Origin of the sequence: Roseofilum halophilum BLCC-M91, from assembly GCF_030068445.1 — a bacterium.
Taxonomy (GTDB): Bacteria; Cyanobacteriota; Cyanobacteriia; order Cyanobacteriales; family Desertifilaceae; genus Roseofilum; species Roseofilum halophilum.
Genome location: NZ_JAQPOK010000031.1, coordinates 1 through 24778, shown reverse-complemented (window position 1 = coordinate 24778; position 24778 = coordinate 1). Strand labels below are relative to the sequence as shown.

Here is a 24778-nt window from a genome sequence, read left to right as displayed (position 1 = left end):
CAATCGATTGATATTACTGGAGTGGGAGCATCTTGCTCCCTACATTTTTATAGCGCTGCGCTCTATAGTGTTTACTCCCTTAATCGATTGATATTACTGGAGTGGGAGCATCTTGCTCCCTACATTTTTATAGCGCTGCGCTCTATAGTGTTTACTCCCTCAATCGATTGATATTACTGGAGTGGGAGCATCTTGCTCCCTACATTTTTATAGCGCTGCGCTCTATAGTGTTTACTCCCTCAATCGATTGATATTACTGGAGTGGGAGCATCTTGCTCCCTACATTTTTAATTATGGTATTCAAGCGGACTTGATATGATATCATGTCTACCCCTTATTCTCCTGCCCACCCTACCCGCTACTAGACTCCACTAATCGGTAATCACCTGCTGAGTATCTAAATTAAATAAAGTATCTAAACTAACGTAAACCGTTCCTCTAGGGCTTTGTCGCTCAATTACTGCTAAACCATCATCAATGTGTATAGCCTACATCCCTTCCAGAAGCCAAAGTCACCGGCTTTTTAATCACCGTCCTGGCTGAAGCTTCAATGTTTATTCAGATCTGCGTCATGATACACGCGCTGTATCATGGATGTATTCTCAGCGTTCGCGGAGTCCTTTAACGTTTTTTTTTACGCTGTACACTTTTGCCCTTTTGCTGCACCACATGGGTTAACTCATGGGCAATTAACTCCTGACCTTGGGGACTTGATGGCTTATATTGTCCTTCATTAAAAAACACATCTTGCCCGGTGGTAAAGGCTTTCGCTTGTATCGATTGACTCAAATCATGGGATTTGGGATCGGTATGCACCTTTACCCCACTAAAATCAGCCCCCATCGCTTCTCCCATTTTCGTTTGCAGGGTTGGATCTAAGGGTTTTCCCCCTCCTTTGGCTTGTTTGAGTTCTCCTTCAAACGCTGGGGTAGCACTTCCTCCTCCTAACCCATCCCGTTGCAGTCCAACTTGCGGTTTCATCTCCACATCTTCGTCATCTCCTTCTCGCTGCACCGCAGAATCAAGGGGTTTCATCTCCACATCTTCGTCATCTCCTTCTCGCTGCACCGCAGAGTCAAGGGGTTTCATCTCTACTTCGTCCCCCTCATCCTCTGTGCGCTGAATACCCAGTTGTTCGGGTATTCCCATGCTCCCATCGTCTTCTTTTGTCTGTACCCCTTCACTCGATACGGATTCAGGTTGATTAATCTCTTGAACCACTTGACTTGCTACTGCATCCGCTTGTTGTTCGTGAACATCTCCCGGTTCGCCAATGGTGAGTTTGGCTTGTACGGGAGCGGGATGGCCATACATTTCATGGAGGCTGGTATAGTTATAGTTCGATGCGGGTTTAAAGGGCGGTAGGGTTTTTTCTTGGCTCTGCTTGCGCTGTACGGAGGGCAGAACTTTGGGCGCAAACCGAGTAGAGGACTTCTGAGGAGCAGAACTCTGTTGGGCGGTTTTTTTGCGACGGATGTAGGAGCGCATAATGGGGAAACCCAAATTCAACAGTGGAGAAATCGCGATACGGGTATGGCGATCGCCAGCACAATAGCTTTACCATTATACCCGTTGAGTTTTCTCTTCATCAATGCAGAACTTGGAATTCTCCCATCCCTATACAATAGCCCGGCGACGGCTGGTACTGACCTCATCTTCTCTCCATTCTGGGCCAACCAAATCGTCTAGAGAATCATCACTCACCCCTCCTCGTCGATTTCTCGCTTCCGCTTCTTTCAAGAAATCATAACCAATTTGCGTCCAGGCATCGGGGCCATCATATAAACCTGGCAGTTGGCGAAATTCAATCACTGCTCCGCCTCTTTGGTCTCCATCGGGGCCAGTTGATTCCATTTCGCTGACCGATTCATCACCGCGACGAACTGGCCCAACTCCCAGGTGTTCTTCAGATCGTATTGTACTGCCCGTCAGTGTGCCTGTTAAATCTTGAGAGGCAAATTTACCAATGGAAAGCTTGCCTCCTGGCATCAACTCGTTATCATCCGATAAAATACTCCCGCTTCCTGTTTTTAAGTCGCCTTTCCATCCTTTCATCGTTAATGTCTTTTCTCTTCCTGTTTTTTGGATTAAAAGCTTGAGAATTTTCTTCTTATTGGCAACGACATCATAATATTTTTTCTCAGCTTCCGTAAATCCATATTTTAGGGTAATTGTATTGGGAGTTTTCATCAAAATTGGAGTGATATTTTTCACGCTACTTCCCCCTGAGAAGGTCATCCCCCCTAACAGATGCAAGGCTAAATGGGTAATCCAACCTTTCAATCCACGCATATTCCCCATTTCGGTGAATTTAGCCTCTCTAGTTCTTTTAGGCAAAGCTTTTTTGAGTTCTGGTATAATTTCTTCTGCAATTTCCACCGATCGCGTAATATTGTGCCGAGAAGCATCATAGGCTTCTTTTTCTTCGTCGCTTAAACCAGCCGCTTCTGGATTTTCCGTGACATCAGTGGAGGAATATTTAGATTCTGCATACCAACTGGCCATATCGCTATACTCGCGTAAGTCAATTCCGACATTAACTTGCACGCTTCCTTTCCAGTTATGGGTGGGTTCTTTAGGCAGACTGGCAAATTGAGAAATATCAGGATAGTCAAAAGGCCCTAAATTAAAATTAGTACCAAATGGATTCTGGGCATGGGTAGTTAAATTATTGGTTTTTTGATTCACCGTACTGACAAACCGGGTAATTTGAGCCATGGATTGATCGAATTCGTCTTTATTATTGGCTGGAGGTTGCATGACAATTTCGATTAATGCGGAGTTATCGCTATCTCTCCAGGGGTGATTGGGGGGTTTTTTACCCGAATTGACTCTGGGATCGTGATCGACTTGAGCTACAAATTTCGAGCCAGCCGCGATCGCTGAATGAGTTTTCCCAAATTCTTCTGAGGAGTGTATGCTACTCGAATAATTACCTCTGGTATAATCCACTCGCTCGTAAACTGCCCCTTTCCTTTCGATTCCTTTGGAATCAGTTACTTCTTCACTGCCTAACTCTAAAAATGTCTTTTTATGCTCTGCGGGCATCATGCCAACCCATTTTAAACTATTTTTGAGCTTTTTATTGTGTTTTTTCTGCTCCAGGTATTCTTGCTGTTTAGGTTCTGATAGGGTCAAAAAATAGGCAACTTCTTTTGGATAATCCTCTTGGAGATCTTCTAAGGTATAGGTATCACCCACACCCCTAAATTCGGCCCTGGGATCGTCAGCTTCGGTATCTCCAAACTCTGCTGCCGTCCAATTCCGAAGTTTTTCCATGTCCGTTGTACTCATTTTATCCACCGGCACGGCAACTTCAATTTCTAATCCGATCGCCCTTTGGATCTGCTCAGAGCTAGAATTCACAGGTTTTAAATCCTGAATGACAGATAATGGAGTGGAGGTAGATGGCTCGCTTTCACGTTCAGAGGCTGATTGTTCCTGTTGTTGCAGATCTCGGTTAGCGTTTTCTTTTTTCTGTATCTCTTGACTCGGTTGGGGTTCAGATCGATTAAGATTGGTGACGACTTGATGGGCAACTGCATCTGCTTGCTGTTCGTGGGCATCCCCAGGTTTACCAATGGTAAGCTGGGTTTGCACCGGTGCTGGATAGCCATACATCTCGTGCAGGCTAGTATAGTTGTAGTCTGATGCGGGTTTAAACTGAGCTAGGGATTGTTCTTGGCTCTCCTTGCGCTGTAGGGTAGGAAGAATTTTAGGCGCAAACTGACTAGAGAAGTTCTGAGTCGCATAATTGTGCCGAGCATTTTTTGGGCGACGGATGGAGGAGCGCATAATGAATGGCCAAACCCATAGAAACAAGCTTGCTGCTATTATATCAGCTCAATTCAAGGGTAAGGGTTGCTTGCCGCCCCAATTGCATCCAACTTAAGAATATGATGGGTTGAAGTGGAGAGATAAGTTTTAAATTTTGATGGTTAGAGGTGAGTATCGAGAGCCTATGGAGTATTTGAGTCTTTGTATTGGTGAGATCCATCGTCGTCTCGATCGCCACATTAGTCAACGGCAAAATCCAGATCTAGAGTTTCCAGATACTCCCCTGATTAATCTTGATACTTCTCCCTCCGATACGGGGGAACCGCTTCCCGCTTTAGAAAAGTTATGCAAGGTGTTTGAACTTTCAGCCTTTGAGCGTAAGGTGTTGTTGCTCTGTGTAGCGCGGACGTTGCATCCGCAGGTTCCGGCGCTTTGTGCCCATGCTCAGGGAGATCCGAATTTAACCTATCCTACGTTTCAGTTGGCGATCGCCCTTTTTCCCGATCTCCATTGGGATGCCCTTCATCCCCAAAGACCACTACGATTATGGAACTTGCTCAATTTAGCTGAAAATGAAGATCTTACCCATACTAAACTTGAGGTGGATGAGAGTATTTTACATTATATATTGGGTCATGTTTATCAAGATCGAGATTTAGCCCTACTGCTCGAACCCCTTGCACCCCCGGCTTCTTCTTTATCGGTATCCCATCAAGAGATTGTGGAGTTAGGAATTTCCGGTTTATTAACGTCTCATCCGGTGCAACTGTGCGGATGGAATGTTGAGGATAAACGGGCGATCGCCCAAAATATTGGCGAGTATTTTCAACTGCCGGTACAACTGCTCTCTAGTCGCCATTTACCCAGGGATTCTAAAGAATTAAAACATCTGGTGTTTCGCTGGCGACGGGTGATGCTCTTGGCTCCAACCTTACTGTTATTGGAATACGATCCGATCGAGGGTTCAGAAGTGAGTCAACAGGCAATTTTAACAGATTTTATCCGGGACTTGAAAACGCCGGTGATTATTTCGACTTCGATCCGGTTTTCTTCTCCTAATCTTCCCCTGCTGACGTTTGATGTGCCTAAGCTTTCTTATTATGAACAGTTGCATCTATGGCAAACCCATTTAGGAGAGGCAACGGAGGAATTAAACGGCCATTTAGAGGTGATTACGTCTCAGTTTAATTTACCCTCGACGACGATTAAAGCGGCGTGTTCGACGTTAGAACTCGAACCTAAAGAAGGGGATTCGGTGGGCGATCGCCTCTGGCAGTTTTGCCGCCTACAAGCTCGCCCCCGGTTAGAGGATCTGGCAGTGCGGATTGAAACTAAGGCAACCTGGGAAGATTTGATATTACCCCAGCACCATAAACACACCCTGTATCAAATAGTAACCCATTTACGGCAGAGGGTGCGCGTCTATGAAGATTGGGGCTTTGCGGGCAATGAGCGTCGCGGGCTGGGCATTAGCGCCCTATTCTCCGGGCAAAGTGGTACGGGGAAAACCTTGGCGGCGGGGATTATCGCCCGTGAATTAAAGTTGGATTTATATCGCATCGATCTCAGTTCAGTAGTCAGTAAATATATTGGGGAAACCGAGAAAAACTTAAAACAGGTGTTTCAAGCCGCCGAAACCGGGGGCGCGATCCTGTTGTTTGATGAAGCCGATGCCTTGTTTGGTAAGCGCTCCGAAGTACAGGATAGTCGCGATCGCTACGCCAATATGGAAGTGAGTTATTTACTGCAAAGCATCGAAGCCTATCAGGGATTATGCGTACTGACGACGAACCTGAAAGGGGCGATCGATCAAGCCTTTCTGCGCCGTATCCGCTTTATTGTCCAATTTCCTTTCCCCGATCGCGACAGTCGCGAAGCCATTTGGAAGCGCATTTTCCCCACCAAAACCCCTACAGAAGGCTTAGATTCCCGCAAACTCTCTAACCTCAATGTGGCGGGAGGAAACATCCGCAATATCGCCCTAAACGCCGCATTTTTAGCCGCCGATGCAGGGGAACCGGTGAGGATGAAACATCTCTATGAGGCGACGAAAAGTGAGTATATTAAATTAGAGCGCTTGTTGACAGAAAAAGAGACTAAGGGGTGGAACAATTAAGGTAGGAAAAACTAGGTTTCTGGGTTAGGCTAATAAAATAGGATAATACTTTAATTCTTGGAGTCTTGTTCTGTTAATAATTCTGCTACAAACCGATAGAGAACAGAGGGATGTTCGCTATCTAAAACCTGTTGTTTCAGCACTCTTAAGCCTTTCGCCAAGGGTTCAGCTTGATGCTGATAATTGGTATTTGCGCTGAGTAAATCCTCAAAAACTTGCTGTTCAATTTCCTCCCGTTTCGGGGGTTCTCCACCTTTGGGAAAAGGACTTTCATATTCAGTTCCGGTTACGTCATATTTGAGCAAGAAAATCAGCGCTTGACTTTTTTGATGTAATTTTTGTCGTAATTGACGCACATTGATATCTAAGCGATTAAATCCTAATTGTCCCTCAATTCGCAATTCTACGATCGCCCCCCTCGTCTTGTCTATTTCTTTACTCACCTTTTCCACAGCCGCTTCTTCAACTTTTTCTTGCGTTTGTTGCTTATTCACCTTTAGCTTAAGTCGCACAATCGGCCGTTGATAATAGTCTCGCTTTAACTCAGCGTTAATTTCCCCATCTTCTAAAGTCACTAAATACACTCCTCTCGGATTTTGATCCTGTCCCTCGGCAATACTATTAGCTTCCGTAGAGCCAGGATTAAAAATCCATCCTTCGGCCGTATACTGTTTATGGATATGGCCCAACGCTAAATAATCCACTCCCACATCCTTGAGCGGTTGTAAATCCTCATATTTGAGCGCTCCCGAATAGCGAGCAATTTGCCCCTCCAAACCATGGTGGAATAACATGATCTGATAGGTGGGGGGAGTAGGCAACTGTTGAATCGACTCTGCCAACTGAGCGATCGCTTTCGGAGCAGATGCACCATACCAGCGAGAGCCAATCACCCTCACATCACAAGGCAGATCGATATAACCTCCGCAGCGTGTTTCTGGAGTCCACCGATCGTAGGCTTGTTCCCCATTGGGTTCAAGCAAAATCAGCAACTCATTCTCAGCAAGATAGCGCAACCAACTGGTTTTAGTCCCATAGGGAAGATTATCATGATTCCCTTCGATCGCCAACACCGGAATATTCGCCCGTTGCAGCAATTCTAAACCAATCTGGGCCTGGTTCAGAGTCGCCGGTAAAATCTGGCGATGCTCGAATAAGTCTCCCGCGATGAGGACAAAATCCACCGATTCGGCGATCGCGTATTTTTGCAGAGCATCCTGAAACGCAAAAAAGAAATCCTTCGTCCGCTCCGCATTCTCGTAGCGATCGAATCCTAAATGAACATCCGACAGGTGCAAAAAACGAGCCATACTCAAGGATAGCAATTCACATTAGCCTTTTAAGGAGGGTTTGAGCATTGATGCTTCATCAGAGATCGTGAATAATAGAGAGCATTGAATCTCTCTATTAAAAAAACAATGAAAATTTTAATGCTCTCTGTCACCTTTCCTTATCCTCCCACAGAAGGGAGAACACAGATGAGAACTTTTCATTTACTCAAATATTTAAGTCGAGATCATTCTATCACCCTGGTTACCCAACAGACCCATGAAGTCAGCGATGCAAACATTGAAGCCTTGCGCCAGCATGTCCATGAGTTAGTCATCTTTCCCTGTCCCCCAGAACCTGCTCCCGGAAAGTTCTCGAAACTCAAACGGGTTCAAGACTTCTTTCAACAAGGAACGCCTAGCGCTGTAAAGTCCATCTTTTCAGAACCCATGCAGCAGTGGGTCGATCGAGCCGTGGCTACCCAAGGCTTTGATGCGATCGCCTGCGAACATCGGGTCAATGAAATTTATGTGCGTCCAGAGTGGCGCAACCATTATGGAACCGTGGCAAATATCCATAACTCCGTGTATCGCACTCATAAAAATCAGTTACAAACCAAAACGTCCGACAATCAAGTACGAGATCAAATAAGTTTGCCGTTGCTGCGACAGTACGAAAAACGCTATACAAATAAGTTTCGCCATCTAGTGGTGATGACCACTGAAGATAAACGAACCCTGCTGGAGATGAATCCAGAAAGTCGCATTAGCGTGATTGGCAATGGTGTGGATCTCCCCTTGTTTCCTAAGCGTACCGAAGATCCCGGAGGTCATCAATTACTGTTTATGGCAGCCATGGATAATCGAGTCAATATTGATGCGGCCCGATTTTTGAGTTTAGAGGTGTTTCCCCAGCTCCAAAATCGCTATCCAGAGGCTTCCCTGAAGCTGGTTGGAGCAAGACCCGTACCCGAAGTGAGCGCCCTTGGAGAGCAGCCGGGAATCACGGTTACGGGAGAAGTCCCTTCTCTGGTGGAGTATTTGCATAGCTCGACGGTTTGTGTCATTCCCATCCGCATTGGTTTGGGGATGAAGAATAGGACTCTCGAAGCGATGGCAACGGGTATTCCGGTGGTAGCGAGCGATCGCGCTTTGGAAGGTTTGGCCGTTGATGGGCCGGAAATGCCCCAACGGGCCCTGCGAGCCAATACCATCGAAGATTATGTGGTTAACATTAGTCGTTTGTTTGAAAATCCGCCTTTAAGAAAAAAACTCTCCCGTAATGGCCGAGATTTGATAGAACAAGAGTACACTTGGGAACGGGCAGGTATGCGCTATGAGAAAGCGTTAATCGCTGCCACCCAAGGTTGATTTTTACCGGTTGTGAATGGCTGTCCGCAGCTCTGGGAATTGAAAATCTATGAATGAGGATACAGGAAGCGTATTTTCTGAAAGCGACCCTCAGCGGCCGTCTTCCCTACAGGCGATTTTTGGCCTGATCGTGTTGACCTTGGGACTCGCTAGTGTGGGTGCTGGGGTTTGGGTGGCTCTACAATTGATGGTCAATCCAGATGCGATGATTTGGGTGAATCAATATTTACCAAAAACCACCCAGCTAGGGGAAACCAATCGCCGGTCTCTGCAAACCTTAGATGAAATTGAGGAAAAGCTGATTCAATCGGGTTACACTCCCGGCTATCCCTTGCAGATGAAGGTGGGGCCCTATGAGGATATGATGCTGCCGATTTTTGCCCATCGCCAAGGGTGTCAACCGGATGCGCCAGGATCTCCGCCCTGTCAATCTATCGATCAGTTAAGAATTTATCGCCGCATTAGCGATCCAGAACCGTTTGAACGGGCGAAACCGATGTATCAGTTTATTAATCAACTGGAGATTGAGTCGCCCACAGAGGGTTTTGTTCTCAAACCGTTGGACTTAAAAACGGAAATGTCTAATGAACCCCTACCGTTGACGGGGTTAAAGTGGAGTAATGGCGCTTTGGTTAATAGTGAGTCGGGCCAGTGGGTGAATCTGACGGGGACGGTGACTAGGGAGGGTAAAGAGGTTCTCTATGGTCAGACGATTTATTACAATCCCAAGACCACTTATGTTGGGTCGTTTGCCAGTTGGACGAGTCCGGCGAATGAGTTGCCAGTGTGGTCGAAGCATCCAAAGTGGCCGCAACAGCCGTTTTTGACGGTGAATCAAACGGTGGGTTTGGAGCCACGGTTTCAGATGTACCAACTGCAACCGAGGACGTTTTTACCGGCTCCGGTGGAGTTGCAACCGGTTTCTCTGGATCGGATGCTGTTGAAAGGTTCTGAGTATGCGGAGGCGATGCAGTTGGCGAAAAGTGGGTTATGGACTCCGGCAAAGCAACGGTTGCATGGTTTATGGAATAAACCGGGATGGTCGGTGGATATTCAAGGGCAATGGGAGTTGATTAACCGTCATGCCCATTTAAGTGCCCATAATGGGAAGCAATCTTGGGCTTCTCCGAGTCAGCAGGTACTCACTCGGATGATTGATGGGCGCTGGGATGAGGCGTTGCAGATTTATAAGACGGGGGAGAACCGTGAGGAAATCGATCGCTTGTTGGCGACGGATACGGGGGTGTTATGGAGTCGGATTAAGGGGGCGATCGCCGTTGAACCGAATCAGAAGGCGGTTCTGACTTGGGGAGCATTGCTGCGACGGGCCCAGGATGGCCCGGAGGGGGCGTTAGCCTGGCTTGAAGAACAGGGAGTTGAGGAGAATTTGGTGGATTTTTGATGAAAGCATTTGTGACGGGGAGAACGGGTTTTATCGGGGCGAATTTGGTGCGATCGCTTAAAGCTGTCCGGGAATTGGGCTTACCTAAAAGTGAAATTAAGGATGCAGTAGAATGGTATGAACAATTAATAATTAATAATTAACAATGGTTACCACAGTAGAAAAACGCCAAGCTATTAGCTTAAAAGAGTTTTTGGCATCACCAGAAACCAAACCGGCTAGTGAATATTTCAACGGGGAAGTAACTCAAAAGCCTATGCCTCAAGGAAAACATAGTCGCCTGCAAAGTCGTTTAGCACGGGAAATTGACTTATTCGCAGAAGATCAAAAAGTTGCTTTAGCCCTCACTGAATTACGCTGTACCTTTGCGGGACGCTCCATTGTCCCAGATATTGCGGTGATTCGCTGGCAGAATTTGCCCAAAGATGAAGAGGGGGAAATCGCTAATCGTTTTGAGCGTCATCCCGATTGGATTATTGAAATTTTGTCACCCGATCAATCAATGACATTAGTGATGGAAAAAATTCTGTTTTGTCTCCAAAATGGTGCAGAATTGGGTTGGATTATTGACCCCAAGACTCAATCGATTACTGTTTTTCAGTCGGGCTTACCCAAAATTTATCGAGTGGCAAATGGCGATCCGGAATCCTTACCGATGCTGCCGGGTTTAGAGGCATGGCAGTTATCTGTAAACGATATTTTCGGTTGGTTGAAAGTTTGATATAAATAGCTCAATCTCGCAGGTATGATGATGATTACAGCAGTAGAAAAACGCCAAGCTATTAGCTTAGAAGAGTTTTTGGCATCACCAGAAACCAAACCGGCTAGTGAATATTTCAATGGGGAAGTAACTCAAAAGCCTATGCCTCAAGGAAAACATAGTATTTTACAAGTTGAACTTACATCTGCCATTAATCAACAGGCAAAATCTAATCAGTTAGCCTATGCTTTAACTGAATTACGCTGTACCTTTGCGGGACGCTCCATTGTCCCAGATATTGCGGTGATTCGTTGGCAGAATTTGCCCAAAGATGAAGAGGGGGAAATCGCTAATCGTTTCGATCGCCATCCCGATTGGATTATTGAAATTTTGTCACCGGATCAACCGATGACATTAGTGATGGAAAAAATTCTATTTTGTCTTCAAAATGGTGCAGAATTGGGTTGGATTATTGACCCTCAAACTCAATCGATTACTGTTTTTCAGTCGGGCTTACCCAAAATTTATCGAGTGGCAAATGGCGATCCGGAACCCTTACCGATGCTGACTGGTTTAGAGGAATGGACATTATCAGTAAACGATATTTTTGGTTGGCTAAAAGTGTAAAGTCCTTTAATCAACGGTTGGGGATTGAAGGCGATCGATCCGGCCAAAACTCATCATCTAACACTTGCTCGATCGCATAGGGACAATCTAGAGGAAACATACTCAACGGCAACTGTGTCTCATCACTCGCTTCCTGTCGTGCCCGTGAATAAGCCGTTTCTAGCACTTCTGGGAGATAATTGTTCAAGCTCGGCGAATCTTCTAAAGCGTACAGAATACGGGTACGATGCTGGGTAATGCTTCCTGCCCAACTACCGGTGCGACATTGAGGCTGAAACTCCCACTTTAAAAGATGCATCAGGACAACAGTCAGATTGCTCTTGATGCTATGGCGTTCGCTTTTTCCCATATCCTCAATTGCTTCAAGCAAATTCTGCCAGTCTACCTGGTTGTAATCGCGATCGCGCAACTGTTGTAAAGTGGTTTCAATCCACAGCAGGTAATCGATCTCGTAAAGTGTCGTTACTTTTTCTGGTGATAAAGTCATCACTCATAGCCCTTCAATTTCTTCAACCGCTTACATTTAGTCTAGCGGATGATTGAAAAGAGACCCTGTAGGGGAGAAAAATTTTTCGCCCCTACAGATGCATGTCCAGACAAGCCAACCCTAGCGCTATCTTTACTTCATCGTTGAAAGATCGAGCGCGTCAAAAGATTGCAAAAAGGTGAGCAATTTACGAGCAATTTTAGCGATACCCCCGCTAACATTCGATTCAATATTCAGGGGAATAACGGGATCGTGGAGGGATAAACGCAAGAGAAACCATCCATTTTCTTCTGGAGCAGTACAGGAAACGCGCACACCTTCGTAATTATTGGGAACCACGCTCCAGTTCGGTTGAGCGTTGGCAAAGGTAGAGAGGGCTTCAATGACTTGATTTCCATAGGGTTTAAAGTCATCTAGGGCGAGTTTAATGCGGAATTCTTGGCTTTCAACGGGTTCTTTAAGATTGGCGATTAAATCGGTGAGCGATCGCCCCGCTAATTTCCCTTTCGCCAATTCGATCGCCAGTTTACTCACTAAGTAAGCTCCGTCATCCAGAAAGTAATTTTCTTTCATTGCCGCATGACCGGAGGTTTCAATGGCCAACCAAGACTCCTGACCTTCGGCGTTCAACCGTTGGGCTTCATTGATCACATTTTTATACCCACGCTTAAACCGATGATGGACTCCTTTCAGGTCTTCAGTAATGAACTGTGCTAAACCATCGGAGGTAATGGAGTCCGTCACTACAGTCGATCCGGGATGTTCCCGCAGGACAATGGCAGAAATCAGGGCAATGAGACGGTTGCGGTTCAGTTCTTTACCCGTTGCATCTACGGCTCCGCCGCGATCGACATCCGTATCAAAAATAACACCAAAATCCGCTTGATTCTCCGTTACAGCTTGACAGATAGAATCCATAGCTTTGCTATCTTCCGGGTTGGGGACATGGTTAGGAAAGTTACCGTCAGGATCAAGAAATTGACTACCCGTGGTGTCTGCCCCCAAAGGTTTTAGGACTTGACTCACGTAAAATCCCCCCGCCCCATTGCCCGCATCAACAACAATTTTTAGACCTTTCAGGGGCTGTTCAAAGTCCGTGGGATGGTTCACCCCTGTGCGGATTTTTTGCACCAGTTGTCCCGCGTAGACGCTCATAAAGTCTTTGGGGGTAATGGTTCCGGGGGTGGGTGCGGGGGTAAAGTCGGTTTCGGAGGCAATGCTGAGAATATCACTGATATTTTGTTTTTCCAAGCCCCCTTTCGCGGTAAAAAATTTACATCCATTACGATTAGATGGCAGATGACTGGCAGTAAGCATTATTGCTCCATCGCACTCAAAGCCAGGGGTTACCGTACTCATGAATAGGGCAGGAGTCGAAGCAAGTCCGAAATCATACACCTTAGCGCCAAGGGCGATAATGCCTTCCATCATCGCACTTATCAGCTCCGGCCCGGAAATCCGGCTATCGCGTCCCAATCCTAGAGTTAATTCTGTAATCGGTTTTTCTAATGTTTGACTCAGCCAGGTGCAAAAACTTTGACCAATTTTACAGCACACTTGAGCCGTTAAATTAACCGGTTCATCGGGGACAGAAGGAAGTGCCACCCCCCGAATATCCGAGCCATTTTGCAGTTTTTTCCAATTGATGTCGTTAGTCATAGCCAGTCAGCATAGGTAAAGCTAATTTTTACATTACCTTAAGTTTTTCCCTTTTCCCCTAAGCTTAAGATAATTTACCGAAATGTAGATATGAAAGTTACAAGCTATCGGCAACCCCAATCCTCTTGTCCTTTCCAATCTGCACGTCAGAAAATAGACATATCTTATATCATTCAACGATCTGACCTTGACAAAAAAATGAAATAAATTAAACTAAGATTAAGACGCTACACCTGGTTATCATGAAACAGCTTGCTCTAGACTTGAATCAAAATCAAAGTTTTGCCTATCAAGCCTTTTTTAAGCCTGATTTTAAAGTGGAACCCTGTTTACACTCTAGTCTAGGGGTTTTGTTTGAGCAAGACTGCTTGACAATTTTGGAAAATATTGAAGATCGAGTGGCTGATGTTATTTTTGCCGATCCTCCGTTTAATTTAGGGAAAAACTACGGTCAAAAATCTGATGATTTAAGATCTGATGATGAGTATTTATCTTGGTGCTTTTCCTGGATCAAAGAATGTTGTAGAATACTTAAACTAGGAGGAAGCTTTTTTCTGTATAATTTGCCGAAGTGGAATATTATTTTAGGCAATCAGTTGATGCAAAATGGACTGGATTTCCGCCATTGGATTTCTGTAAATGTTAAATCGAGTATGCCGATTCCTGGTCGATTATATCCGAGTCATTATAGTTTGCTATATTACTCTAAAGGTAAGCCTAATGTATTTCGCAGAATCAGAACTCCCATAGAAGTATGCCGCCATTGTGGTAAGGAAATTAAAGATTATGGGGGACATCGTAAATTTATGAATCCTCTAGGAGTAAACTTAACCGATGTTTGGAATGATATTCCTCCAGTACGTCATTGGAAGTTTAAAAGTCCGAAGAGGAAGACTAATCAGTTATCGACTAAGCTGTTAGAACGAGTGATACAAATGTCTAGCTTACCGGGAAATCTCATTATCGATCCGTTTGGTGGCAGTGGTACAACCTATGCTGTTTGTGAAGTGACAGGACGCAATTGGATAGGGATGGAAATTGAAAACTGTGATGTGATTGTTGAAAGGTTGACTGACCATAGTTTATGCTATCATAAAAACACTGATTATGTAGAAAGTTAAGCTTTAGCACGTCCATCGGTTCCTTTTGGTATTCTGGGGACTTCGTGGCTGGTTTGATCGTGTTCAACTCCAAAAATGAGTAAATTGCCTTGATAACAGGCTCCACAGTTACGCCAAAAATCAAAATAGGGTTCGAGTTCTTCAAAGTTGGCAATTCGATCAGTTAAATATTGGGCTAAATTGCGACAAGGAACAATAACAAAACTAGCTAGAATATATTGCTTCTGAATCCCTAAGACCATTTTATTGATCGATCGGTGACTTGAAGAAATATTGCCGGTTTCCCATTCGACAGCTACGGTCTTTCTGGCTTCATTGAAAACGGCATCTACTTTACCGAGTTCTGGGCTAATTTCGTATTCAATCTGCCAATTCTGAGCTTTAAGGTATTCAATAAACTTCAACTTAATGGGTTTAACTCCATTGCCTTGACCTCGCTTTTTGCCACTTTCAGGATAGATGGTGAATTGACCACTATTTTCTGGCCATTCTACTTGTTGAATTGCTTCTTGAACTTGTTGTTTGCTTTGTTGATAGATAGACTGTTGTTCAATATGTGGAGAACTGAGTAGCTGTTCAGTTTTAATGATTTTCATGGTGTTTTTGTGTTATAATAATAACTACTAAAATTAAGGCAAAAGAGAGATAGGAGAGGAGGAATGAGTCAAGTTTTTCTGACGTTAGGATCGCTGTTAGCGGCGATCGCCGTTGCTGCGGGTGCTTTTGCTTCCCATGCGCTCAAAGAACAACTGAGCGATCGCTCCCTGGAAATCTTTGAAACCGCCACCAAGTACCAAATGTATCACGCCCTCGCCATCATCCTCGTTGCCCTCTGGCTCTCTTCCCTACCGGCGCAAAATCCCTGGATGGTAACCACAGGATGGGCATTTGTCGCCGGAATCCTCCTCTTTTCCGGTAGCTTATATGCCCTCAGCGTCACCGGAATCAAAATCCTCGGAGCTATTACCCCCTTTGGCGGTGTCGCTTTTTTAATCGGTTGGGGCTGTTTAGCCGTTTCGGTGTGGATGAAAACAGCCGGTTAAACACAAAATTCATTACTCAAATATTACCGACACTTCCCCCAAACCCTCATATCGCGCTCGAATCATCATCGCCTCCTTTACCGGAGTTAAAGGAGTAATCGTTCCCAACGATAACAAATCTCCTGGCTTGAGCTGAATTCCAGCAGCATTCAAATCCTCTTTCAGCCATAATACGGCTTGCAAGGGATGCCCTAATAAGGCGCTACTGCTTCCTTCCGATAACTTCTCTCCTGCACCATCTTCCATTACTACCGCAATTTCCCCCAAGCGCTTTTCCCATGCGGGAGTTGCTGCGAGTGCCACCGGTTCCCCCAACACCCCTAACCTCGCTCCGGCATTGATGGCAACTAAGGCAGGGCCATTTAAGGTTACCGTGGGATCGTACATCAAATCGGCCAGCTCAATAAACGGAATCACGGCATCTAAACTCTCTAATACTTCTCGGTGAGTCTTGGCTTGATTAATCTTCCCATCTGCCACACGCACCATTAAATCTGCTTCAAATACCCCACGAGCGCCAAACTTAACGGGAACCGTTGCCCCATTCGAGAGTAACATTTGTTGTAATAACGTTCCCCGCACGGGATGGGAAACCCCAAAGCGCTCCTGAGCCACGGGACTCGTTAAAGCAGCTTTATAGCCGACAATGGGGCCAAGTTCGGGAATGAGCGCTTGTACAAATTGTTGCTGAAATTGGGCGGCTTGTTCTAGAGTCCAATTGGGGGCGATCGCCGAAACCGGAGTACCATTAAGATAATCCCTCGCTAAACGCTCTACCACACTCGGCATCGAACGCACCTCAGCCCACACACTTCCTGTCAAGATTATGCCCCCAGAAGCGCCTATCAGTAGCGATTTCCTCGATCTCCACACCATCATCGTCTAGACTCCACGCCCTAATTATGGGTTTACTATCTCACATTTTGGCACAGGCCTATTCCCTCTTCCCTAGCACCCAGCGCTATGATGAAGATGATTTCAACAAGTGTCAATTATGGTTTACGGCGATCGCACCGCCCCTTGGCAAAAACCCTTACCCACCATGTACGATCTACCGAGTGAAGACCCGGAGGAACCCGGTTTGCCTGACGAATTCCATGACCTTCAACCCGCCCTCTTAAGCCTTACTTGTAAACCCGCCGAATACTGGCCCGATCGATGCTTCACTGCCACCGATCTAAACTTATATTATGACTCCCGCCATACCAACTGGTACAAACGTCCAGATTGGTTTTTAGTTCTTGATAATACACCCTCCACCGACCAAGAAACGCTACGCTGGAGTTACGTCATCTGGCAAGAAGGAGTCATTCCCTACCTCGTCGTCGAACTCCTCTCTCCGGGAACCGAAACAGAAGACTTAGGACTCACCCAGCGCAAAAGCGGAAAACCTCCCACCAAATGGGAAGTCTACGAACAAATTCTACATATCCCCTATTATGTCGTTTACGATCGCTATCAAAACCGGTTGCGGGCATTTCGCTTACAAGGCGCACGCTACCAAGAACAGCTACTTCCCGATCGCCGTATCTGGTTTAATGAATTAAACCTCGGTTTAGGCTTGTGGCAAGGCATCTACGATCGCAGAGACGGACTCTGGCTCCGGTGGTATGATGCTCAAGGAAACTGGATTCCCACCCCCAGCGAGCAACTCCAAGAGAGGGACGAGGAGCTAGAGCAACAGCGCCAACGCGCTCAAGACGCTGAACAAAAAGCCGAGCAACTTGCAGCCTATATCAAGTCTCTAGGACTCAACCCAGACGAAATTAAGCCTCCAGAGCAAGAAGTCTAATGATCGATCGCGATATGGCACAATAAATGGGAAGCGCAAGAAATAGGGTAGAGTTCGGGAAATGACCAAGTTCGTATTTGTCACCGGGGGTGTAGTTTCCAGTATCGGTAAAGGAATTCTCGCCGCCAGCTTAGGACGACTCCTTAAATCACGGGATTATTCCGTCTCCATTCTCAAACTTGACCCCTATATTAACGTAGACCCCGGCACGATGAGTCCCTTTCAGCATGGGGAAGTCTTCGTCACCGAAGATGGAGCCGAAACTGACCTAGACTTAGGACACTACGAGCGCTTTACTGACACCTCCATGTCTCGTCTCAATAGTGTCACCCAAGGCTCTATCTATCAAGCCGTCATTAATAAAGAGCGTCGGGGAGACTACCAAGGGGGAACCGTGCAAGTCATTCCCCATATTACCCATGAAATTAAAGAACGCATTCATCGGGTAGCCCGCAATTCTACCCCCGATGTGCTGATTACCGAAATTGGCGGAACTGTCGGTGATATTGAATCTCAACCCTTCTTAGAAGCTATTCGCCAATTCCGTAAAGATGTGGGGCGCAATCAAGTTATCTATATCCATGTTACCCTCGTGCCCTGGATTCCTTCAGCCGGAGAAATGAAAACCAAACCCACCCAGCACTCCGTGAAGGAATTGCGCTCGATTGGCATTCAACCAGATATTTTAGTCTGTCGGTGCGATCGCCCCCTACCCGACTCCCTAAAATCCAAAGTCTCCGAATTCTGCGATGTGCCCGTCGAATGCGTCATTCCTGCACAAGATGTCAGCAGTATCTACGAAGTCCCCCTAAGAATGGAAGAAGAAGGGTTAGCCAACCAAGTCATTGACTTACTGCGCTTAGAACAGCGTCCTCCCCAACTCCAAAAATGGCAAAGCCTCGTTGAGTGTCTCTCTAATTCTAATCGCTCCCTGGACGTGGCGATCGTCGGCAAATACATCCAGCTCACCGATGCCTATCTTTCCGTCATCGAAGCCCTACGCCACGCCGCCATTACCATTAACTCCCATGTTAATATTCGCTGGGTCAACTCAGAAGACTTAGAACAAGACGGATACGAAAAACATCTCCAAGGCATCCATGGCTTAATTGTTCCTGGAGGCTTTGGCATTCGTGGCGTAGACGGCAAAATTCAAGCCGTTCAATATGCCCGTTCCCATCAAATTCCCTTTCTCGGATTATGTTTAGGAATGCAATGTTCCGTAATTGAATGGGCGCGAAATGTAGCCGGATTAACCCATGCCCATAGCGCTGAGTTTGAACCCACAACCCCCAACCCCGTCATTAACTTATTGCCCGAACAAGAAGATGTCGTAGACTTAGGCGGAACCATGCGTTTAGGACTCTATCCTTGTCGAATTTTGCCCAATACCCTAGCCGCCCAACTCTATCAAGAAGAAGTGATTTATGAACGCCATCGACATCGCTATGAATTTAATAATGCCTATCGCAACCTTTTGTTAGAAACTGGGTATGTCATTAGTGGCACTTCTCCCGATGGACGGTTGGTCGAAATCGTCGAATATCCCCAACATCCGTTCTTTATTTCCTGTCAATTTCATCCTGAATTTCAATCTCGCCCTAGCCATCCCCATCCCCTGTTTCAAGGGTTTATTCAAGCTGCCCAAAACTATACAGAAGAAGCTTTGGAAGCGTCAGAAATACAGCAAGATTCTACGCTTGAAACTCCACTTCCAGCCAATTTAGTATAAGTTATGATCTGGAGGTAAATCGGTGGCATTCTGGGCTAAAATTCCATTTGAACGTCAGATTTATGTGATCGATTTAGACCGCATTGATACGTTTATCTGTGCCACGAATGGTAAAATTTCCTTTTGGTTACCGGAGAGTCAAACGCCCATTGTTCTGACTCCCCAAAGAGAATCAGAAAGTTATTCAAAAGTGCAAAAGTATATTCATCACTGTTTAGAGAGTCGTAAGGATAAGAATTGGCTGAAGTTTCACTATGAACGGAATGATTATTTTATCAATCTGCTTCAAATCAGTTTGTTTGCCTATCATCCAGGGAATAAAAAACTTACTTTTTGGTTGCCCAATAGTCAGACGGAAATTGTTCTACATCCGAAACTTAACGAGGAAGCTTATCATGAAGTGATTGAGTATATTCGAGAACAAACTCATTATTCGTTGGATGAGGAATGATGGATAGGCAGAAGGGTAATAGAAGAAATACTTAGGGTTAAATTCGAGGACTTTCTTTATGTTTTCTTAAATTTTAATCGAAGAAAACTACGTTATTATGGTATCCCAAAAACCACTTTTGTATCGATCGAGAAATTATGGCAAATTTAACCCATCATCAAATTGTAATTGTGGGCGGGGGTTCCGCAGGAATTACGGTAGCGGCTCAACTGTTAAATGCCAACTCTAGTTTGGATGTGGCGATTATTGAACCGTCAGATAAGCATTATTATCAGCCCGCTTGGACGTTAGTGGGTGGAGGAGCCTATGCTGCTGAAGATACGGAGAAACCGGAAAAAGACTGTATTCCGGAAAAGGCGACTTGGATTAAAGCTTATTGTCAGGACTTTAAACCGGATCAAAATCAAGTGATTACCCAGGATGGAGCGGTGATTTCTTATGATTATTTGGTGGTTTGTCCGGGACTGCAAATCCATTGGGATTGGGTGGAAGGATTGCCGGAAACCTTAGGCAAGAATGGAGTTTGTAGTAATTATGCTTTCGAGCAAGCGCCGAAAACTTGGGAGATGATTCGCAATTTTAAGGGCGGTACGGCGATTTTTACTTATCCTGCTACGGCGATTAAGTGCCCTGGTGCGCCCCAGAAGATTATGTATTTGGCGGATGAAACGTTCCGGAAAAATGGGGTTCGCAATCAGTCGAAGATTATGTATTGTACGGCAGGAGGAGGGATTTTTGGGGTTCCTGCCTATGCGAAACCGTTGATGGAAATTGTGAACCGCAAAGAGATTGAGATGAAGGTGAAATATAATCTGAAAGCGGTTAAAACGAATCCCAAAGAGGCGGTGTTTGAGGTGACGACAGATGAGGGGGTGGAGTCGGTGAGTATTCCTTTTGAGCTGCTCCATGTGAGTCCACCGATGAGCGCTCCGGATTTTATTAAGAATAGTCCTTTAGCGGGTACGGAAGGGGCGGCTAAAGGGTGGATTGATGTGGATAAGTTTACTCTCCAGCATAATCGCTATCCGAATGTGTTGGGTTTGGGGGATGCGTCTTCTTTGCCTACGTCGAAAACGGCTGCTGCTGTGCGCTCGGAAGCGCCAGTGGTGGTGCAGAATTTGTTGGCTCTGATGGAGTCTAAATCGTTGAATAGTCAGTATGATGGTTATGCCTGTTGTCCGTTGGTGACGGGGTATGGCAAGGTGATTTTTGCTGAGTTTGATTATGATAAGAATCCGAGTCCGACGTTTCCTCTCGATCCGATGGAGGAACGCTATAGCATGTGGTTGCTGAAGCGCTATGGGTTGCCGTTTCTGTACTGGAATCGGATGCTTAAGGGTAAGAATTTTGAGCGATCGCTCCTGAAAAAATAGGTTATATCAAATTCTTATTTGTAGGGGCGGGTTTGAAACCCGCCCCTACATGCAGAAACCCGCCCCTACATGCAGATTTTTCTATCTTCAATTACTGCGATCGGCCCAGATCATCGCTGAATTCGCATTCTCATCATAGGTCACCACCCGCTCCTGTGCTGCTGCATAGTTTTCACTCTCTTCTGGCACTTGAGCCATCAGATCTCGCGCTTGCTCCCATTGACTCGCCACCTCTTCCCACTCCGTACGGGTGCTGGCGGTTTGCGCGAGTTCAGCCGCGCTCATGGCTAGGTTAATGCCATCTCTCCAAGGGTTGGTAGATTCCGGAGCAACAGATGCGGGACTTTCAGGGACGGCTTCCGGTTCTGTAGTTTCCGGTGGCGTTTCCGTGGCGGTTTGCTCAGGGGTTGTTTCTGGGGCAGTAGCGGGGGTGATGGGGGCTGGAGTCGGACGGAGGAAAAACCACCAAACTGCGCCACCAATCAGGGCGATAAGGGGGATAGCTAATAAGGGTAGGAACTTTTTAGCCCCTGATTTTTTTGGCTCTGCCGATTCATCTGGCTCTGGATCTAAAGGTTCCGCACCATCGAGATCGTTATCGTTATAAGAGTTCATATCATCATCAGGATCGTCAAGGGCAAAGTTGGGTAAATCGTCCTCGTCGTCTTTCCCGTGCAGGAGATCAATCGTTTCACTCCAACTTGGCTTTTTCGCTCCCATTTGGCGACCGTATATTTGTAGGGTAGGGAAGGAGTCTATACCCATATTGAGGATTTCATCGTGAATGATCGCCACATAGTCTTCCTGTTCGGGTATGGTTTCCCCTTCTAGGAGGATATGTAAACAGCCTTCTTTGACCAGTGCTTTAGCGGTAACCCCTTGGGGTTGTAAGACACTGTTGAGAGCATCGGTGATCTCTGCTGGATTAGGTTGTGCCATGGCGCTGAGTACCCTGAACCGGTTGAACTTGGACAAGGAGGGGTGAGGCAGACAATGAATGACCGCTCAGGTTGGATCTTTCCCTGGCCATTCCTGCTCGCGTCAATGGTAGCAGAGTTTGAGGCTCTGTGGGAGTTTTTTCCGTCTCTATGGCGATCTAAAACCCCGTAGGGGCGGGTTTTACCTAGGTCTCGGATACCCTACCATCCATGGTGTGAACCCGCCCCCACAACACCCAAAATCTACCGAGGGTTGGGCGGGTTTACAACAGTTATGGGTGGGATTTCTCACGGGCTGAAAAAACCCGCCCCTACAACATCCCCAAAACCCGGTAGGGGCGGGTTTTACCTAGGTCTCGGATACCCCACCATCCATGGTGTGAACCCGCCCCCACAACATCCAAAACCTAATCCCCAAAACCCCGTAGGGGCGGGTTTTACCTAGGTCTCGGATACCCCACCATCCATGGTGTGAACCCGCCCCTGTCGCCGACATGAAAATTTTTAATTTTTAATTGATTGGGCAGGGTATGCTAGTGGGGATTGTTGGTAGGAGCTGGGGGGGTGAAGAAACCGGTTTTCTAAAAATTAGATGAAACAGTCCACTACGACTCTACCCGCTATATCACCATCTGCGATTAATCGGGTAAGAATCAAACTGTCTATCTGCACTGATCAGACAGATTGGTTCAGATATTGCCTGAGCAATGAGTAACCGATCGAAAGGATCGCGATGATGCTGGGGTAAGTTAGCCACAACGGTTAGATGCTCAAAAGTAACGGGTAAAATTTCTATGTTGTTGAGGGTGATTTGTTGGGGAAAAAAGCGCTTGAAATTGTCGGGTATGGTTAACTTATTTAAATTTACTTTAATGGCAATTTCCCAGAGACTGGCAATGCTCAACCAGAGTTCAACATCAGATTCTAGGAGATCGGCAATATCACGCTTCAGATTAGGACTATCATTAATAAACCAAAGAAAAACATGAGTATCTAACAGGAACTTCATTCCATATACTCCTGGAACTCTTCAAGGGGTTGGTCAAAATCTGGAGCTATGGTAATTTGTCCTTTAGCACTGCCTCGTTTGCGGGGTTTCCTATTCGAGGAAAATGGAGTTAACTTGAGGACAGGTTGATGATCGCGGGTGATAATGATTTCATCACCATTCAATGCTACCTCAAGTAGCTGACTCATTTGAGCTTGAGCCTCGACAATATCAATGTGTTGCATCACTTCTATGTTAATGAACCGATGAAGCTAGGGAACTATGCGCCTAGTATAACTCTTTCCTAGCTTCAATGGTGTGAACAATTAACAATTAACAATTAACCCTGTAGGGGCGGGTTTTACCTAGGTTTCGGATACCCTACCATCGATGGTGTGAACCCGCCCCCACAACATCCAAAATCTACCGAGGGTTGGGCGGGTTTACAACAGTTATGGGTGGGATTTCTCAGGGGCTGAAAAAACCCGCCCCTACAACATCCCTAAAACCCCGTAGGGGCGGGTTTTACCTAGGTCTCGGATACCCTACCATCCATGGTGTGAACCCGCCCCTACAACATCCAAAACCTACCGAGGGTTGGGCGGGTTTACAACAGTTATGGGTGGGATTTCTCAGGGGCTGAAAAAACCCGCCCCTACAACATCCCTAAAACCCGGTAGGGGCGGGTTTTACCTAGGTTTCGGATACCCTACCATCGATGGTGTGAACCCGCCCCCACAACACCCAAAACCTACCGAGGGTTGGGCGGGTTTACAACAGTTATGGGTGGGATTTCTCAGGGGCTGAAAAAACCCGCCCCTACAACATCCCTACAACATCCCTACAACATCCAAAACTTTGGGAAGGCTTGATATCACCCCGAATTACATAAACGGATTGATGATTTTCATTTTCTGTTCAATGATTTGATCGTGGTGTAAGTCTTCTGAATATAAGATCGTACAATCGAGAATTAAAGCTGTTGCAATAATTAGGCTATCCCAATAGGAGTATTGGTATCTAGATTTAATATCCAATGCTTGAAGAACTTTTAGAGTATCTATTTCTGCAATGGTGAAGTTGCTGACTACCTCTAATACAATTTCTTGGGCTTCATCATCTGGTACGAGTTTTTTTCGGGTCAAGACGTTAAAGAGTTCTCCCAAGATTTGGGTACTGACTAGGATAGACTCAAAATTATCTTCAATAACTTGCTTTACTTTGAGATATTTGATTTCTGGTTCTTTGGCATAGAGATAAACCCAAAGATTGGTGTCTAAAAAGATTTTATCGCTCATGGAGCTGCTCTCGGTTAAAGGGAGCGTCTTGAGATAAGGGGAAAGAATGTTTGTCTACTAATTGCAAAAAGTGTTGCTTTCTCAAGTTGAGTTCATCGGTCTCTAGAAGAACAACTTTAAAGGTTTGACCTTCCCTGATTGATTCTAGTTTTCTCTCTAAAATCAGGTTTCCATTTTGATAGGTGGCATTGAGGATTTTATACATGGTCTGTTTGGTTTCTGAGATTGATTTTAGTTTAACATCCATGGTGTGAACCCGCCCCCACAACACCCAAAATCTACCGAGGGTTGGGCGGGTTTACAACAGTTATGGGTGGGATTTCTCAGGGGCTGAAAAAACCCGCCCCTACAACATCCCCAAAACCCGGTAGGGGCGGGTTTTACCTAGGTCTCGGATACCCCACCATCCATGGTGAGAACCCGCCCCCATAACACCCAAAACCTACCGAGGGTTGGGCGGGTTTACAACAGTAGTGGCTTGGCAAGCTTAAAACTGTAGGTTGGGTTGAACGAAGTGAAACCCAACTTTCGTCAGACGGGTGTTGGGTTTCGTTCCTCAACCCAACCTACACTCTTACTACAACATCCCTAAAACCCGGTAGGGGCGGGTTTTACCTAGGTCTCGGATACCCTAC

24 protein-coding genes and 1 pseudogene are annotated in these 24778 nt (G+C 46.0%); 13 read left to right on the top strand and 12 right to left on the bottom strand.

The annotated features are described in order from the left end of the window. Window positions 1-621: 621 nt before the first annotated feature. On the bottom strand, window positions 622-1488 hold the full coding sequence (locus PJF56_RS03940; protein WP_283761343.1) for an eCIS core domain-containing protein: 867 nt from the start codon (window positions 1486-1488) through the stop codon (window positions 622-624). Between the two features lie 129 nt (window positions 1489-1617). Beyond that, window positions 1618-3795 carry a hypothetical protein gene (locus tag PJF56_RS03935; protein ID WP_283761342.1) on the bottom strand — a complete coding sequence of 726 codons (2178 nt, stop codon included), beginning with the start codon at window positions 3793-3795 and terminating at the stop codon, window positions 1618-1620. 139 nt (window positions 3796-3934) lie between these two features. Here PJF56_RS03935 and PJF56_RS03930 point away from each other — a divergent pair, with 139 nt between their 5' ends. After that, complete coding sequence (locus tag PJF56_RS03930) at window positions 3935-5893, top strand: ATP-binding protein (protein ID WP_283761341.1); 1959 nt, start codon at window positions 3935-3937, stop codon at window positions 5891-5893. Window positions 5894-5943: 50 nt separating this feature from the next. Here the strand turns inward: PJF56_RS03930 and PJF56_RS03925 are convergent, their stop codons facing one another. Next, window positions 5944-7203 (bottom strand): metallophosphoesterase family protein, encoded by a 1260-nt coding sequence (locus PJF56_RS03925; RefSeq protein WP_283761340.1) that lies wholly within the window; start codon window positions 7201-7203, stop codon window positions 5944-5946. 168 nt (window positions 7204-7371) lie between these two features. Here PJF56_RS03925 and PJF56_RS03920 point away from each other — a divergent pair, with 168 nt between their 5' ends. From PJF56_RS03920 to PJF56_RS03900, 5 genes are read left to right on the top strand one after another with little or no spacing between them, the layout of a single operon-like run. Next, window positions 7372-8532, top strand: coding sequence for a glycosyltransferase family 4 protein (locus PJF56_RS03920; RefSeq protein ID WP_283761339.1), 1161 nt, complete (start codon window positions 7372-7374; stop codon window positions 8530-8532). Window positions 8533-8581: 49 nt separating this feature from the next. Continuing rightward, on the top strand, window positions 8582-9934 hold the full coding sequence (locus PJF56_RS03915) for a hypothetical protein (RefSeq protein ID WP_283761338.1): 1353 nt from the start codon (window positions 8582-8584) through the stop codon (window positions 9932-9934). Beyond that, a complete protein-coding gene (locus PJF56_RS03910) occupies window positions 9934-10077 on the top strand; it encodes a hypothetical protein (RefSeq protein ID WP_283761337.1) in 144 nt (47 codons plus the stop codon). The genes PJF56_RS03915 and PJF56_RS03910 overlap by 1 nt, the downstream gene beginning before the upstream one ends. Before the next feature lie 2 nt (window positions 10078-10079). Then, window positions 10080-10655 (top strand): Uma2 family endonuclease, encoded by a 576-nt coding sequence (locus PJF56_RS03905; protein WP_283761336.1) that lies wholly within the window; start codon window positions 10080-10082, stop codon window positions 10653-10655. A gap of 30 nt (window positions 10656-10685) precedes the next feature. After that, complete coding sequence (locus PJF56_RS03900) at window positions 10686-11261, top strand: Uma2 family endonuclease (RefSeq protein WP_283761335.1); 576 nt, start codon at window positions 10686-10688, stop codon at window positions 11259-11261. Between the two features lie 10 nt (window positions 11262-11271). Here PJF56_RS03900 and PJF56_RS03895 read toward each other — a convergent pair whose 3' ends face one another. Together PJF56_RS03895 and PJF56_RS03890 are read right to left on the bottom strand one after the other, a co-directional pair. Further along, window positions 11272-11748, bottom strand: a complete 477-nt coding sequence (locus PJF56_RS03895; protein WP_283761334.1) for a DUF29 domain-containing protein — start codon at window positions 11746-11748, stop codon at window positions 11272-11274. A 132-nt stretch (window positions 11749-11880) separates the two neighbouring features. Further along, the gene (locus PJF56_RS03890) at window positions 11881-13407 is read right to left on the bottom strand and encodes a phosphomannomutase/phosphoglucomutase (RefSeq protein WP_283761333.1); all 1527 of its coding nucleotides are present in this window, start codon (window positions 13405-13407) and stop codon (window positions 11881-11883) included. 84 nt (window positions 13408-13491) lie between these two features. On the opposite strand from PJF56_RS03890, the pseudogene PJF56_RS22025 reads away from it, so the two are divergent. Both PJF56_RS22025 and PJF56_RS03885 read left to right on the top strand, forming a co-directional pair. Next, window positions 13492-13563 (top strand): annotated as a pseudogene (locus PJF56_RS22025) (restriction endonuclease); the annotation flags it as partial. An 86-nt stretch (window positions 13564-13649) separates the two neighbouring features. Further along, on the top strand, window positions 13650-14528 hold the full coding sequence (locus tag PJF56_RS03885) for a DNA-methyltransferase (protein ID WP_283761332.1): 879 nt from the start codon (window positions 13650-13652) through the stop codon (window positions 14526-14528). Here the strand turns inward: PJF56_RS03885 and PJF56_RS03880 are convergent. After that, window positions 14525-15124 (bottom strand): BglII/BstYI family type II restriction endonuclease, encoded by a 600-nt coding sequence (locus PJF56_RS03880; RefSeq protein WP_283761331.1) that lies wholly within the window; start codon window positions 15122-15124, stop codon window positions 14525-14527. The genes PJF56_RS03885 and PJF56_RS03880 overlap by 4 nt on opposite strands. A 63-nt stretch (window positions 15125-15187) precedes the next feature. Between PJF56_RS03880 and PJF56_RS03875 the strand changes: the two genes are divergently transcribed. After that, entirely contained in the window at window positions 15188-15571 is a 384-nt protein-coding gene (locus PJF56_RS03875) for a DUF423 domain-containing protein (protein WP_283761330.1), read from the top strand. A gap of 12 nt (window positions 15572-15583) precedes the next feature. Here the strand turns inward: PJF56_RS03875 and PJF56_RS03870 are convergent, their stop codons facing one another. Beyond that, window positions 15584-16393, bottom strand: coding sequence for a 2-keto-4-pentenoate hydratase (locus tag PJF56_RS03870; RefSeq protein WP_283761329.1), 810 nt, complete (start codon window positions 16391-16393; stop codon window positions 15584-15586). Window positions 16394-16565: 172 nt separating this feature from the next. Here PJF56_RS03870 and PJF56_RS03865 point away from each other — a divergent pair, with 172 nt between their 5' ends. From PJF56_RS03865 to PJF56_RS03850, 4 genes are all read left to right on the top strand, one after another. Beyond that, window positions 16566-17363: a Uma2 family endonuclease gene (locus PJF56_RS03865; RefSeq protein WP_283761344.1), complete on the top strand. Its 798-nt coding sequence runs from the start codon at window positions 16566-16568 to the stop codon at window positions 17361-17363. Window positions 17364-17424: 61 nt separating this feature from the next. Then, complete coding sequence (gene pyrG / locus PJF56_RS03860) at window positions 17425-19095, top strand: CTP synthase (RefSeq protein ID WP_283761328.1); 1671 nt, start codon at window positions 17425-17427, stop codon at window positions 19093-19095. Between the two features lie 22 nt (window positions 19096-19117). Beyond that, the gene (locus PJF56_RS03855; RefSeq protein ID WP_283761327.1) at window positions 19118-19546 is read left to right on the top strand and encodes a hypothetical protein; all 429 of its coding nucleotides are present in this window, start codon (window positions 19118-19120) and stop codon (window positions 19544-19546) included. 137 nt (window positions 19547-19683) lie between these two features. Then, a complete protein-coding gene (locus PJF56_RS03850; RefSeq protein WP_283761326.1) occupies window positions 19684-20919 on the top strand; it encodes an NAD(P)/FAD-dependent oxidoreductase in 1236 nt (411 codons plus the stop codon). 87 nt (window positions 20920-21006) lie between these two features. On the opposite strand, the gene PJF56_RS03845 is transcribed toward PJF56_RS03850, so the two are convergent. The 5 genes from PJF56_RS03845 to PJF56_RS03825 form a co-directional block, all read right to left on the bottom strand. Further along, a complete protein-coding gene (locus PJF56_RS03845) occupies window positions 21007-21858 on the bottom strand; it encodes a hypothetical protein (RefSeq protein ID WP_283761325.1) in 852 nt (283 codons plus the stop codon). 624 nt (window positions 21859-22482) lie between these two features. Beyond that, the gene (locus PJF56_RS03840) at window positions 22483-22866 is read right to left on the bottom strand and encodes a type II toxin-antitoxin system VapC family toxin (RefSeq protein ID WP_283761324.1); all 384 of its coding nucleotides are present in this window, start codon (window positions 22864-22866) and stop codon (window positions 22483-22485) included. Next, on the bottom strand, window positions 22863-23090 hold the full coding sequence (locus PJF56_RS03835) for a type II toxin-antitoxin system Phd/YefM family antitoxin (protein ID WP_283761323.1): 228 nt from the start codon (window positions 23088-23090) through the stop codon (window positions 22863-22865). The genes PJF56_RS03840 and PJF56_RS03835 overlap by 4 nt, the downstream gene beginning before the upstream one ends. 639 nt (window positions 23091-23729) lie before the next feature. Beyond that, on the bottom strand, window positions 23730-24143 hold the full coding sequence (locus tag PJF56_RS03830; protein WP_283761322.1) for a PIN domain-containing protein: 414 nt from the start codon (window positions 24141-24143) through the stop codon (window positions 23730-23732). Continuing rightward, the gene (locus PJF56_RS03825; RefSeq protein ID WP_283761321.1) at window positions 24133-24390 is read right to left on the bottom strand and encodes a hypothetical protein; all 258 of its coding nucleotides are present in this window, start codon (window positions 24388-24390) and stop codon (window positions 24133-24135) included. The genes PJF56_RS03830 and PJF56_RS03825 overlap by 11 nt, the downstream gene beginning before the upstream one ends. Window positions 24391-24778 lie beyond the last annotated feature (388 nt).